The organism is Achromobacter pulmonis (assembly GCF_002885955.2).
Taxonomy (GTDB): Bacteria; Pseudomonadota; Gammaproteobacteria; order Burkholderiales; family Burkholderiaceae_B; genus Achromobacter; species Achromobacter pulmonis_A.
In genome coordinates this window covers 266999-279579 of sequence record NZ_POQS01000004.1, presented here as the reverse complement: position 1 = coordinate 279579, position 12581 = coordinate 266999, and the positions used below count along the sequence as shown (strand labels likewise).

General features: G+C 70.5%; 14 protein-coding genes. 3 read left to right on the top strand and 11 right to left on the bottom strand.

Going from position 1 to position 12581, the window contains the following annotated elements; all coding sequences use genetic code 11:
- Positions 1 to 82 precede the first annotated feature (82 nt).
- From C1I89_RS35595 to C1I89_RS16370, 7 genes are all read right to left on the bottom strand, one after another.
- Positions 83 to 1093, bottom strand: a complete 1011-nt coding sequence (locus C1I89_RS35595; RefSeq protein WP_308810277.1) for an REP-associated tyrosine transposase — start codon at positions 1091 to 1093, stop codon at positions 83 to 85.
- 754 nt (positions 1094 to 1847) lie between these two features.
- Positions 1848 to 2300 (bottom strand): DUF1501 domain-containing protein, encoded by a 453-nt coding sequence (locus C1I89_RS35895; RefSeq protein ID WP_440130641.1) that lies wholly within the window; start codon positions 2298 to 2300, stop codon positions 1848 to 1850.
- Positions 2281 to 3069: a DUF1501 domain-containing protein gene (locus C1I89_RS35890; protein WP_440130640.1), complete on the bottom strand. Its 789-nt coding sequence runs from the start codon at positions 3067 to 3069 to the stop codon at positions 2281 to 2283. Before C1I89_RS35890 ends, C1I89_RS35895 begins: the two co-directional genes overlap by 20 nt.
- Before the next feature lie 10 nt (positions 3070 to 3079).
- Positions 3080 to 4645, bottom strand: coding sequence for a DUF1800 domain-containing protein (locus tag C1I89_RS16385; RefSeq protein WP_102773755.1), 1566 nt, complete (start codon positions 4643 to 4645; stop codon positions 3080 to 3082).
- Positions 4646 to 4745: 100 nt separating this feature from the next.
- Positions 4746 to 5450: an SDR family oxidoreductase gene (locus C1I89_RS16380; protein ID WP_102773754.1), complete on the bottom strand. Its 705-nt coding sequence runs from the start codon at positions 5448 to 5450 to the stop codon at positions 4746 to 4748.
- Between the two features lie 46 nt (positions 5451 to 5496).
- Entirely contained in the window at positions 5497 to 6807 is a 1311-nt protein-coding gene (locus tag C1I89_RS16375; protein ID WP_102773753.1) for a PQQ-dependent sugar dehydrogenase, read from the bottom strand.
- Between the two features lie 57 nt (positions 6808 to 6864).
- A complete protein-coding gene (locus tag C1I89_RS16370) occupies positions 6865 to 7179 on the bottom strand; it encodes a PepSY domain-containing protein (protein ID WP_181390988.1) in 315 nt (104 codons plus the stop codon).
- 222 nt (positions 7180 to 7401) lie between these two features.
- Here C1I89_RS16370 and C1I89_RS16365 point away from each other — a divergent pair, with 222 nt between their 5' ends.
- From C1I89_RS16365 to C1I89_RS16355, 3 genes are read left to right on the top strand one after another with little or no spacing between them, the layout of a single operon-like run.
- Positions 7402 to 7722, top strand: a complete 321-nt coding sequence (locus C1I89_RS16365) for a PepSY domain-containing protein (protein WP_102773751.1) — start codon at positions 7402 to 7404, stop codon at positions 7720 to 7722.
- On the top strand, positions 7722 to 8384 hold the full coding sequence (locus C1I89_RS16360; RefSeq protein ID WP_102773750.1) for a response regulator transcription factor: 663 nt from the start codon (positions 7722 to 7724) through the stop codon (positions 8382 to 8384). Before C1I89_RS16365 ends, C1I89_RS16360 begins: the two co-directional genes overlap by 1 nt.
- Positions 8381 to 9754: a sensor histidine kinase gene (locus C1I89_RS16355; RefSeq protein WP_102773749.1), complete on the top strand. Its 1374-nt coding sequence runs from the start codon at positions 8381 to 8383 to the stop codon at positions 9752 to 9754. Before C1I89_RS16360 ends, C1I89_RS16355 begins: the two co-directional genes overlap by 4 nt.
- A gap of 13 nt (positions 9755 to 9767) precedes the next feature.
- Here the strand turns inward: C1I89_RS16355 and C1I89_RS16350 are convergent, their stop codons facing one another.
- The 4 genes from C1I89_RS16350 to C1I89_RS16335 all read right to left on the bottom strand — a co-directional run bounded on the left by C1I89_RS16350 (position 9768) and on the right by C1I89_RS16335 (position 12499).
- The gene (locus C1I89_RS16350) at positions 9768 to 10196 is read right to left on the bottom strand and encodes a universal stress protein (RefSeq protein WP_102773748.1); all 429 of its coding nucleotides are present in this window, start codon (positions 10194 to 10196) and stop codon (positions 9768 to 9770) included.
- A gap of 17 nt (positions 10197 to 10213) precedes the next feature.
- The gene (locus C1I89_RS16345) at positions 10214 to 10639 is read right to left on the bottom strand and encodes a universal stress protein (RefSeq protein WP_102773747.1); all 426 of its coding nucleotides are present in this window, start codon (positions 10637 to 10639) and stop codon (positions 10214 to 10216) included.
- A gap of 92 nt (positions 10640 to 10731) precedes the next feature.
- Positions 10732 to 11535, bottom strand: a complete 804-nt coding sequence (gene murI / locus C1I89_RS16340; protein ID WP_102773746.1) for a glutamate racemase — start codon at positions 11533 to 11535, stop codon at positions 10732 to 10734.
- A gap of 46 nt (positions 11536 to 11581) precedes the next feature.
- Positions 11582 to 12499 (bottom strand): LysR family transcriptional regulator, encoded by a 918-nt coding sequence (locus C1I89_RS16335; RefSeq protein WP_102773745.1) that lies wholly within the window; start codon positions 12497 to 12499, stop codon positions 11582 to 11584.
- Positions 12500 to 12581 lie beyond the last annotated feature (82 nt).

The following is a 12581-nucleotide window of genomic DNA, read 5'->3' as shown; positions in this document are numbered from 1 at the left end:
GTGCCTCGCGGATAGAAAAAGTGGGGACTGCCTGACACAGACGCTGCCGGCCCCCGGCTTATTCCCGCTACACGAAAAAATATCAGCCGGCCTTCCGGGGGAAGTAGCGCATTTCGGTTTCCAGCGGATGCTCCTCGACGGGGGTGAAGCCCAGCGATTCGTAGAGACGCCGGGCGGGATTGCCATGCAGCACGCCCAGGTCGACCGTCGCCGCCCGCGAGTCGGCCTCTTGCAGCAGGCCGGCCAGCAGGCGCCGGCCCAGGCCCCGCCCCTGGAACTCGGGAGCGATCTGGATCTGCACCACGCGCCAGGCCGCGCCGTTGCGCGTAGCCTTGAACAGCCCCGCCTTGCGGCCGTCGGCCCAGACGATCCGGGCATCCTCGAAGCGGTGGCGGATACGGACCAGGTGGTAGGCGTCGTCGCTGGGCGCGCCGGCGCGCCGCAGGTGCTCGGTCATGGTGGACTTGCGCAGGGCCAGCAGAAAGGGCAGGTCGGCTTCGGTGGCGGGCGCCAGCGTCAGGGCAGGGGAGGCGGTCATGGGCGGGCGGCAGGTGGCAGGGGCGCGGGCGCCATCGGCCCGCAGATCCAGTTTATAGAACCGCCGGGGCGGTGTTGCCAAGCGCAGGCGGCGGCGTTCCTGCCAGGCGAGCAGGGTGGAATGCGGCCACAGTTCCGGCCGCGCCACGTAGCCGTGTTTGACCGGATTGGCATGGACGTAGCCGATGCAGGCGGCCAGATCCGACTCGTCGCGCACCGTGTGTTCCCAGTAGCGCCGCTGCCATATGCCGCGCTCGCGGCGCGCCGATGTGGAAGTGCGCGCCGCGCCCGGCAGCGCGCGCGAAAAGCGGGTCTTGATCCGGCGCCAACGGTTCGGATAGTCGCTGTCGCCCTGCGGCAGCCGCCAGACCATGTGCAGATGGTCCGGCATGATGACCGCGGCAAGAATCGCGAATGGCGCCAGCCGCTGTTCCGCGCGGATGCAGGCTTTGAGCAGTTCGGCGCGCTGCACCAGCAGCCAGGCTCCGCGCCGCCGCGCGGCCACGGTGAAAAAGTAGGTGCCGCCTGGAACGTAATGGCGTCTGTAGTCGGTCATCCCGGCTCCTCGATAAGCCGGTCAAGCATAGGCCGGCGCGGCCGTGGCCGAGGGCGGGAGTGTCATATCGGTCCATCGCGGGTGGCCGTGAGGTTGGCGCGTGATGGGTGTCGCGCGTTCGATGATTGGCTTCTAGTGGAAGTCGTCTCGCGCTATACCCATCCTACGGTTCCCCGACCTGCGTCGATNTTCCGCGCGGATGCAGGCTTTGAGCAGTTCGGCGCGCTGCACCAGCAGCCAGGCTCCGCGCCGCCGCGCGGCCACGGTGAAAAAGTAGGTGCCGCCTGGAACGTAATGGCGTCTGTAGTCGGTCATCCCGGCTCCTCGATAAGCCGGTCAAGCATAGGCCGGCGCGGCCGTGGCCGAGGGCGGGAGTGTCATATCGGTCCATCGCGGGTGGCCGTGAGGTTGGCGCGTGATGGGTGTCGCGCGTTCGATGATTGGCTTCTAGTGGAAGTCGTCTCGCGCTATACCCATCCTACGGTTCCCCGACCTGCGTCGATCCGTAGGATGGGTATAGCGCGAGATTCACCGGGCAAGAACACGAATGCCCAGCGCGCGGCACCCATCACGTAGTGGCGGCGGCCGTGAGGGCGGCGCGTGATGGGTGTCGCGCGTTCGATGATTGGTTTCTAGTGGAAGTCGTCTCGCGCTATACCCATCCTACGGTTCCCCGGCCTCCGCCAATCCCGTAGGATGGGTATAGCGCGAGATTCACCGGGCAAGAACGCGAATGCCCAGCGCGCGACACCCATCAGACCCCGCCAGAACCCTCAAACAACCCCAACGCATCGGCATCGAAATGCCGCAGGTTCGGAAACACCAGCTTCAAGTCCTCCGGGCTGGCCCCGAACCATTTCCCCAGCGAGGCGCCGAGCTGGTCCACCGCCAGGGTAGGCAGCAGCCGGCCGTTGTCGACGAAGCCCGGGCCGTCGCGCGCGATCTCGGGGTGCTGGCCGTAGTAGCGGCCGCCCTTGACCGCGCCGCCAAGCACGAAATGGTGCGAGCCCCAGCCGTGGTCGGAGCCGTTGCCGTTGGAGCCCAGGGTGCGGCCGAATTCGGATGCGGTGAAGGTGGTGACCTGGTCGGCCACGCCGGTGGCCGCCAGCGCCTGCTGGAACGCGGCCAGGGCCTGGCCCAGTTCGCGCAGCAGCGCCGGGTGGGTGTCGTTCAGGCCGGCGTGGTTGTCATAGCCGTTCTGGGACACGAAGAACACCTGGCGCCGCGCGCATCAGATGTTCGCGCGGCTGGGTGATGAGCTGGCGCAGCAGCGCGGTGCAATCGCTGGAGCCGTACATGTCGCGGCCGAGCAGGTCGATGGGGGTCGAGCCGTGGATGCCGACGCGATATCCCGCGACCTGGCGGCCGGCCAGCAGCACGGTGCTGCCGCCGGCGGTGATGCCGGTGAACGTGCGCTGCGCGTTGGCGTCGGCGAACAGGTCGGTGAGCCGTCCGGCCCAGCCCGAGGACGCGCCTTCGGGGGCCAGCGCCTGCCAGTACGACTGCTGGTCGTTGTGGGAGAACAGCTTGGGCGGCAGCGGCACGCGCGCGCCGATGTATTCGGCCTTGGTGGTCGGCACGACCAGGGGGCCGATGTTCAGCAGCACGGCCATGTCGCCGCTTTCGTACAGCGGCTTGAGCGGCGCCAGCGACGGCGCCAGCGCGAATTGCGCGCCGCCGGGCGCGGCCTGCCTGCCGCGCAGCGCGGTCGCCTGCAAGGCGTCTCGCGGCAGCGCGATGTCGGTGCGCGCCTGGGCGTAGGCCCGGTATGCGGGCGCGTCGAACGGCACCAGCGAGTTGTACGGGTCGTTGCCGCCATACAGGAAGACGCAGACCAGCGCCTTGTAGTCATTGGGGGCGGACTGCGCGGCCGCCGCGCCCAGCGCCGCCAGGTTCAGCGCCAGCGGGGCGGCGGCATGGGAGGCGCCCAGCGCGCAGGCGCGGAGCAGGAATTCACGGCGGCTGGCGTTTTTCATCTGCGGGCTTTCATTTCTGTACCAGGTATTCCGGGGAGGCCGCCACCAGCGTGATCGCGGCCCGCACCCGGTCGCGCGGGCGCTCGGGCGGGATGCTGGAGACGGCCTGGGCGATCGCCGCGGCGGTCCGGTCGGAGAAGGCGTCGCCCGCCAGCAGCAGCGCCACCCGCGCCACCAGCGCGGCGGGGTCGGGCGCCAGCGCGATCTCGGCGGCGTAGGAGGTCTGCAGGTCTTCCCAGCCGCGGTCCACGTAGATGGCCAGGAAGTTCAGGTAGCCGGCGACGCTGGTTTCGTCGGTGATCTGCAGCTCCGGCGCCACCAGGTGGCGGCGCGCCAGTTCGGTGACCGGCGGCACGTAGCGCGGGCGGAAGAAGTTGAACACGCTGGCCGAGCGCATCGGGCTTTGCGCCAGCCGTATGGTGTTGTCGGTGGTGTCAGGCATGGCCCATACGCCGTTGGTGGAGTCCGCGCCGAAGGCCCGCGCCCAGCCGGAAAAGCGCAGGATGGGTTCGCGCACCTTTCCCCAGTCGGGCGCGTTCAGGTCGGGGTTGCGCGCCTCCGGGTCCAGCAGGATGGCGCGCACCACGGCCTTGAGATTGCCGCGCGCGCCCGTGCCGTCGTCGGCGAAGGCGGCGGATACGCGCCTGACGTAGGCGCGGCTGGGATTGCTGGTGACCAGGCGCTGGATCAGCTGGGTGCCGATGAACGGTCCCACGTTGGGATGGGCGCTGATGACGTCGATGGCGCGCTTGAGCGACAGGTGGCCGTCGGTGCCCGGCGGGATGACGGCGCCCAGAAAGCGTTTTTCGGCCAGCGAGTGCAGCGCGTTGTTCAGCGCCATCGGCCGGCGGTGGAATTCCACGTCGGTCTCCGGACCGTTGATGTCCCAGCCGGTGAATACCTTGGCCAGCCCCTGCACGTCGGCGTTGGTATAGGTTTCCACCGGCTTGCCGTCGACCATCTTGAGCGAGCCGTCCGGCTCCAGCTCCAGCAGGCCGATGCTGAAGAGCTGCATGATTTCGCGGGCGTAGTTTTCGTCGGGATGGCGGCCGGTCTTGGGATCTTCCTTGCGGTTGCCGCGGTAGGTCAGCATGCAGCCCATGGACAGGTTCTGGCTGACCGCGGCCAGCAGGTCGCGGTAATTGCCCAGCGCGTGCTCGGCCAGCAGGTCCATGAAGCCGGCCGCGCCGAACAAGGGCCAGGACGCGGTGATGGACGACACGCCCACCACGAAGATCTCGGACAGCGAAAACGCCACTCGCGTGCGCACCTGGTCGGGGGCGCTGATGAACTTGCGCCAGAGCGTGGATTCGAGGGGGGCGTTGATGCCGTTGCCCTTGAATTCCTCGGTGTTCTTGCCCTGTTGCAGCAGCCAGTCGAAATGCGTCTGCGACGGCGGCATGGCCAGCTGCCTGTCGAGCCAGGCGGCGTAGCCGTCGCGCACCACGGCTTCTATGTCGGCCGGCGTGGGGCCGAACGTCGCCTGCGCCAGGAAGCGCGAGGCCTGGCCCGGCGTGGGGCGGGGTAGCGTAGGGGCAGCGGACTGCGGCGCAGCCGCTGACGGCGTAGCGGACATGCGCAGGCACCTCGTCGAATGCGAAAACCTACGGTACTGAAGCCCCGGGCGGGCTTCAATACCGTCATTCGGATGAGGGACTACGACTAAAGCGGGAGGCTCAGACCGAGCGCGTGATGCCGCCGTCGATGCGGATGTTCTGGCCGGTGATGTAGGACGAGGCGTCCGACGCCAGGAAGGCGATCAGGTCGGCGACTTCTTCGGCCGTGCCGTAGCGGCCCATCGGGATGCGCACGCGCCGGTCTTCCTTTTCCGGCAGGCTGTCGATGAAGCCCGGCAGCACGTTGTTCATGCGCACATTGTGTCCGGCGTATTCGTCGGCGAACACTTTGGTGAAGGCGGCCAGCCCGGCGCGGAACACGCCGGAGGTGGGGAACAAGGCCTCGGGCTCGAAGGTGGCGTAGGTGGAGATATTGACGATGGCGCCGGACTTCTGCTGCTTCATGATGGGCGCGACCAGGCGCGTGATGCGCACCACGTTCAGCAGGTAGAACTCCATGCCCAGGCGCCAGTCCTCATCGCTGATTTCGAGCAGCGGGCCCTTGGGGCCGTGGCCGGCGCTGTTGACCACCGCATCCACGCGGCCCCACTTCTGCACGACGGTGTCCACCAGCCGCGCCAGATCCTCGGGCGAACGGTTCGAGCCCGTGACGCCCAGGCCGCCTAGGTCCCGGGCCAGGGCCTCGCCCTTGCCGGAGGACGACAGTATGGCCACGCGGAAGCCGTCGGCCGCCAGCTTGCGCGCCGCCGCCGCGCCCATGCCGCTGCCGCCCGCGGTAACGATCGCCACTTTATCCGTGCTCATGTTCGCTCCTGTGTCGAATATTCGGAGCGGACATTGTAGGGGCGGCTCAGGGCGCGGCGCCGACCCGCCAGACCGCGTTGCCGACGTCGTCGGCCACCAGCAGGCCGCCGCGGCGGTCGACGGCCACGCCGACCGGCCGGCCCTGCGCCTGGCCGCTTTCGTCCAGGAAACCGGTCAGCACGTCTTGCGGCGGCCCGCCGGGCCGGCCGCCGGCGAACGGCACGAAGATGACCTTGTAGCCGCTGGGCGGATTGCGGTTCCAGGAGCCGTGCTGGCCCACGAACATGCCCTCGCCGTAGGGCAGCCTGGCGCCGCCGGACCAGGCCAGGCCCAGCGAGGCGGTGTGCGGTCCCAGCGCGTAGTCGGGCACGATGGCGCGCGCCACCAGGTCGGGCCGCTGCGGCGCGACGCGGGTGTCGACGTGCTGGCCGAAGTAGCTGTAGGGCCAGCCGTAGAAGCCGCCGTCGCGCACCGAGGTCATGTAGTCGGGCACCAGGTCGCTGCCGAGTTCGTCGCGTTCGTTGACCGCGGTCCACAGCGTCTTGCCGTCGGGCCCCCAGGCCATGCCCACCGGATTGCGCAGCCCGGTGGCGTACAGGCGCTTGGCGCCGCTGGCCACGTCGATCTCCCAGATGGCCGCGCGGCCGGTTTCGGCGTCCATGCCGTTCTCGGCCACGTTGCTGTTGGAGCCGACCGAGACGTACAGCCGGGCGCCGTCGGGGCTGGCCAGCAGGTTCTTGGTCCAGTGGTGGTTGATGCCGGCGGGCAGGTCGGTGACTTTTTCGCCCGGCGCGTCGATGCGGGTCTGCCCGGACTCGTACGGAAAGCGCAGCACCGCGTCCGCGTTGGCCACGTACAGGTGCCGGCCGATGAGCGCCATGCCGAACGGCGAGTTCAGGCCTGCGAGCAGCACGCCGCGGGTTTCGGCCACGCCGTCGCCGTCGGCGTCGCGCAGCAGCGTGATGCGGTTGGCGCTGGGCGTGCGGGCCCCGGCCCGCTTCATTACCAGGCTGGCGATCCAGCCCTTCAGCCCGCCCGAGGCCGATTCCGGCTTGGGCGGCGCGTTGGTCTCGGCCACCAGCACGTCGCCGTTGGGCAGCACGTACAGCCAGCGCGGATGGTCCAGGCCGGCGGCGAAGCCGGTCACGGCCAGGCCGTCCGCGGCCCGCGGATGGGCGCCGGCGGGCCAGCCTACGGCCTTGGCGGTCTTGACGGTGGGGATCAGGGTGGGATTGGGGGCGGGCAGCTGCGGCGCCGGCCCCATGCCCGCCTCGACGGGCAGCGTGGCCATTTCGCCGCAGGCGCTGAGCGTGGCCAGCGCCAGGCCGGCCGCCGCCGCGGTACGTAGGATCTGCATGATGCGACTCCCGGACGATGTCCCATCATACTCGGGCGCTGGCGCGCCCTTCGGCCTTCAGTCGTCGAAGCGGCTGCGGGTCACGGCGCCGGTCTGCGGATCGACGTGGAGCTTGACGCGCTGGCCCTGCGGGTCGTCGGCCTTGACCTCGTAGCCGTGCTTGCGGGAACGCTCGATCTCGGAGATGTTGCGGTAGCCGGCCGCCTCCATCTTGTCGTAGACCTGGCGGATCGTCAGCATCGGGGCCGCGGGCGCGGTGGCCGCGAGGGCCGGCGCCTGCTGCGGCGCGGCCTGGGCATGGACGGCGGCGCCCGCCGCCAGGACCGAGCCGCCGATCGCCAGGGCTGCCAGGGTTTTCTGAATGCGCGTCATCATGGAATTCTCCTAAGGTTTGGACTGGATGGATGGGGCCGTCCTCACGGCCTGCCGGCATTATTCGGGTTGGCGCATGAACCGGTTCTGAAGACGCCGTTCATGCCCGGTTCATCCGCGCCGCGGTATAAAAGACGCCTGATCCATCCCCTTTTGAATCCCCCATTTCCACAGAGAGGCCCGGCGTTGCGCGACCCTAGAACCGGATTCAGGCCCGCAGGCATGCTGCCGGCCTGCGCGCTCGCGCTCGCGCTGATCGCGGGGCCGGTGGCCGGCCTGGCCGACGAGAGCGACCACGAGCGCGCGCGCCAGGCGCTGCAGGCCGGCAAGGTGCTGCCGCTGGGCGCGGTGCTGGACATCGTGGAGCGCGATTTCCCGGGGCAGGTGGTCAAGGTCGAGTTCGAGGAGGACGACGACGAATTCATCTACGAGATCCGGGTGCTGCAAAGCGGCGGCGGCATCCTCAAACTGAAGCTCGACGCGCGCGACGGCACGCTGCTGGGGATCAAGGGCCGCGACATCAAGTTCAAAGGCGAACCCTGATGCGGATACTGGTGGTCGAAGACGAACCCACGCTGGCCGGCCAGCTCGCCGAGGCGCTGCGCGCCGCCGGCCATACCGTGGATGCCGCCGCCGACGGCGAATCGGCGCGCTACCTGGGCGACGTGGAGGCGTTCGACGCGGTGGTGCTGGACCTGGGCCTGCCCGTGGTGGACGGCCTGACCGTGCTGAAGGCCTGGCGCGCCGGCGGTCGCAACATGCCGGTGCTGATCCTGACCGCGCGCGACAACTGGCATGAAAAAGTGGCCGGCATAGACGCCGGCGCCGACGATTACCTGACCAAGCCGTTCCACATGGAAGAGCTGCTGGCGCGGGTGCGCGCGCTGCTGCGCCGCAGCACCGCGCACGCCAGCGCGCAATGGCGTTGCGGCCCGCTGCTGCTGGACACGCGCCAGGCGCGGGTCAGCGTGGACGGCCGTCCGCTGACGCTGACCAGTCACGAATTCAAGGTGCTGTCGGTGCTGATGCAGCGCGCCGGCGAAGTGGTCTCGCGCAGCGAACTGACCGAGCACGTCTACGCGCAGGACCTCGACCGCGATTCCAACACCATCGAGGTCTTCGTCGGCCGGCTGCGCAAGAAGCTGCCGCCCGACACCATCGAAACCGTGCGCGGGCTGGGCTACCGCCTGGCGGCCCCGCAATGACGCGGCCCGCGGCGCGCTCGCTGCGGCTGCGGCTGCTGGCCGGCACGCTGGCCTGGATACTGGCCTCGGTGGCGCTGGCGGGCTGGGGCCTGGCCAGCCTGTTCCGCCAGCACATCACCCAGCAACTGCGAGCCGAACTGACGCTGCACCTGAACCAGCTGACGGCCGCCCTCAACGTCGGCGCGGACGGCCGGCCGGCGGTGGCCCCGCCGCTGAGCGATCCGCGCCTGGAGCAGCCGCTGTCGGGCCTGTACTGGCAGATCGACCGGCTGGCCGCGAACGGGCAGCCGGCCGCCGCCGGCGTGGCGCGTTCGCGTTCGTTGTGGGACCAGACCCTGCAGGCGCCGCCCGAGGCGCCGGGCGAGGGCGACCGCGCCTACGACGTGGCTGGCCCGGGCGGGCGCGAACTGGCCGCGCTGGGGCGCGTGGTCACGCCGGCCGAGGACGGCGCGGCGCCGCTGCGGCTGCTGGTGGCGGCGGACCGCGCCGCGCTGGCCGAACCCATCGAACGCTTCAACCACATGCTGGCGATCGCGCTGGGCGCGCTGGCCGCCGGGCTGACCGTGGCCGCGGTGGTGCAGGTGCTGGTCGGCCTGCGGCCGCTGGCGCGGCTGCGGCGCGAGCTGGCGGCGCAGGACGCGGGCGACAGCCGCCGCATCGAGGGAAGTTTTCCCAGCGAGATCCAGCCGCTGGTCGACGATTTCAACCAGGTGCTGGCGATGAACGCCGAGATCGTGCAGCGCGCGCGCACCCAGGCCGGCAACCTGGCGCACGCGGTCAAGACGCCGCTGGCCATCCTGGCCAACGCCGCCGCGCGCGAGCAAGGGCCGCTGGCGGCGCTGGTGCGCGAGCAGGTCGGCATGGCGAACCGGCAGATCGACTATCACCTGGCGCGGGCCCGGGCCGCGGCGGCCTCGGGCGCGGCCGACGGACGCACGCCGCTGGCGGAAACGGCGCAGGGCCTGCTGCGCGTGGTGCGGCGCCTGTACGCGCAGCGCGGCCTGCAGATCGAGGACGCCCAGGCCGCGCCCGGCCTGGCGTTTCGCGGCGAACAGCAGGACCTGCAGGAAATGCTGGGCAACCTGCTGGACAACGCCTGCAAGTGGGCGGCCGGCCGGGTGCGGCTCACGGCGCAGGAGGACGGGCCGGGGCGCCTGTCGATCCACGTCGACGACGACGGCCCGGGCATCGAGGACCACGAGCGCGAGCGCATCTTCCTGCGCGGCGTGCGCATGGACGAACAGCGACCCGGCTCGGGCCTGGGCCTGGACATCGTGCGCGACCTGGCCGCCACCTACGGCGGCGAGGTGAGCGCGGCGCGCTCGCCGCTGGGCGGGCTGCGCGTGTCGCTGCGGCTGCCGGCCGCCTGAACCGCGGGCGCGGCTACTTGATCAGGGTGACCGGCGCGTCGGCCAGCTGCAGCACCTGATTGGCGGCCGAGCCGATCAGGATGTTGGCCAGCGCGCCGTTGCCGCGCGTGCCCATGACGATGCGCTCGCAGCGGTGGTCGCGCGCGTAGCCGGCGATTTCGCTGGCCACGTGGCCGAAGGCGACGTGCCGCGTGTAGGCGGTGCCGGTCACGTCGAGCAGCTTGCGCGCCTCTTCCATCGCCTCTTCGCCTTCGCGGGCGTAGAACTCGTCGATCATGTCCTGGGTGATGAGCCGCGACAGGCCGGCGCGGCCCTGCACGGGCGTCTGGACATTGAGCAGGTGGATGTGGGCGGCGCCCGCGCCCTGGGCGAGCTCGCGGGCGTACAGGACGGCGCGGTTGGCGTAGTCGGAGCCGTCGACGGGGACCAGGATGTTCAGCATGGTTGTTCCTCCGGGCCTTACTTGGCCAGCGTGACGGGCAGTTCCGCCAGGTGCAGGACGCGGGTCGCGACCGAACCCAGGAACCACGACGAAACCGAGCCCAGGCCGCGCGAGCCCATGTAGATCTCGTCGGCGTCGGTTTCCTGGGCGACGCGCACGATGGTGTCGGCCGCCGCGCCGATTTCGATGCGTTCCTCGAACGGCACGCCGGCCTTGCTCAGCAGCGCGCGGGCGGCCTGCAGGGCGGCCTCGCCTTCCTCCTGGTGGTAGGCGTCGATCTCGGCCTGCGACAGGCCGCGGCCGATCTTGCCGGCCTGCAGCGGAATCTGGACGTTGAGGAGTTCGACCCGTTCGACCGGGGCGTAGCGGCGGGCGTCGATCAGGGCCTGGACGGCGTGGAGGGACGGCTGCGAACCGTCCACGGGGATCAGGATGCGTTTCACGGGTGTCTCCGGATGAGCGCCGGCGTGCGCTGTACGCCCATTATTGGCCGAATCGCGCCGCCGCGGAATGCGCCGGATCAAGCCGCCGGCATTCAGCGCCAGCGTTCGGCCAGCGCGTCGGCGGCCAGCGCCTGGCCCAGCAGGCGGCTGGCCTGCGCAGCGAGCGCGCCGGCCGCGCCGCTGGTCTGTAGCCGCAGCGCGCCCGGGCCGCCCGCGCTCAGCAGGCCGCGTTCCTGCAACTGGTGGCGCAGCCTGCGCGCCACCGGGGCGCCGGTTTCCAGCAGCGGCACGCCGGGGCCGGCGGCCGCCTCGATGGCCTCGCGCAGGAACGGGAAATGGGTGCAACCCAGCACCAGCACGTCCGCGCCGGCCTCGCGCAGCTGCGCCACCGGGCCGCGCACCGCGGCCTCGGCCTGCGGCCCGTGCAGCACGCCTTGCTCCACCAGCCGCACCCATTCGGGGCAGGGCTGCAGCAGGATGCGCACCTCGGGCGCCTCGCGCCGCACCAGGGCGGCGAACTTGGCGCTGGCCAGCGTGCCGGTGGTGGCGAACACGCCGACCACGCCGCTCTGGGTCAGGTGGGCGGCCGGCTTGATCGCCGGCTCCACGCCGATGATGACCAGCCCGGGATGGCGCTGGCGCAGCTGCGCGATGGCGGCCGCGGTGGCGGTGTTGCAGGCCACCACCATGGCCTTGGCGCCGCAGGAGACGAAGTAATCGGCCAGCGTGGCGGCGCGCTGCGCCACGAACTGCGGCGTTTTTTCGCCATAGGGCACGTGCGCGGAATCGGCCACGTACAGCAGGGATTCCTGTGGCAGCGCGTCGCGGATCGCGCGCAGCACGCTCAGCCCGCCGACGCCGGAGTCGTAGATGCCGATGGGGGATTCGGAAAGCATGAAAGAAAAGCGGATTGGGGTGTGCGGCAGTGTAGCGCCGCGGCGCTCACGGCGATTCCTGGCGGTGGCGGCGGACCTCTTCGATCAGCCTGCGGGCCGCGCCCGACAGCGGCGCATCGCGCCAGATCAGGTTCAGCGGCGCGCGCAGCGAGGCGGGCCGGCTGACGCTGACGTAGACCACACCCTCGATGTTGACGCGGCGCAGCGACGCCGGCACCAGCGAGACGCCCAGCCCGGCGGCAACCAGGCTCAGCGTGGACAGCATGCGCGGCGCTTCCTGCGCGATGCGCGGGCTGAAACCGGCGGCGGCGCAGGCCGCCAGGATGGCGTCGTACAGGCCCGGCCCGCTGTGGCGGCGGTACAGGATCAGGGATTCGTCGGCAAGTTCGGACAGCGCGATGCGCTGGCGCGGGCGCCGCCGCACCGCCGGATGGTCGGCGGGAAACGCGGCCAGCATGGTTTCGTCCAGCACTTTTTCCACCACCACGCCGCGGTCCGGGCCATAGGGGCCGCGCACGAACGCCACGTCCACCCGGCCGTCGCACACGTCGTCCATCAGTTCGCCGGTGCTGCTTTCCTCCAGCACCAGCCGCACGTTCGGCGCCAGTTCGCGAAAGCGCCGGATCACCGAGGGCACGAACGGGTGGAAGGCGGCCGATCCGGTGAAGCCGACGGTCAGGCGGCCGGCCTCGCCCTGCGACACGCGGCGCACGCCTTCGACCGCCTGCTCGGTGAGCGCCAGGATCTTGTGCGCGTCCTCCAGCAGCGCGCGGCCGCTTTCGGTGAGTTCCATGCCGCGCGGCAGGCGGTGGAACAGCGTGACGCCCAGCCCCTCTTCCAGCACGCGGATCTGCTGGCTGAGCGGCGGCTGGCGGATGCCGAGCCGCGCCGCGGCCTTGGTCAGGTGGGATTCTTCCGCGACCGCCACGAAGTAGCGCAGCAGCCGCAAGTCGATGGACGCCATATGTGCCCGATATGAGTCAGTAGATTTCCATATATTAGACATTATCTAGTGGGGAGAGTAGGCTGCAAACTCTTTACTGGTC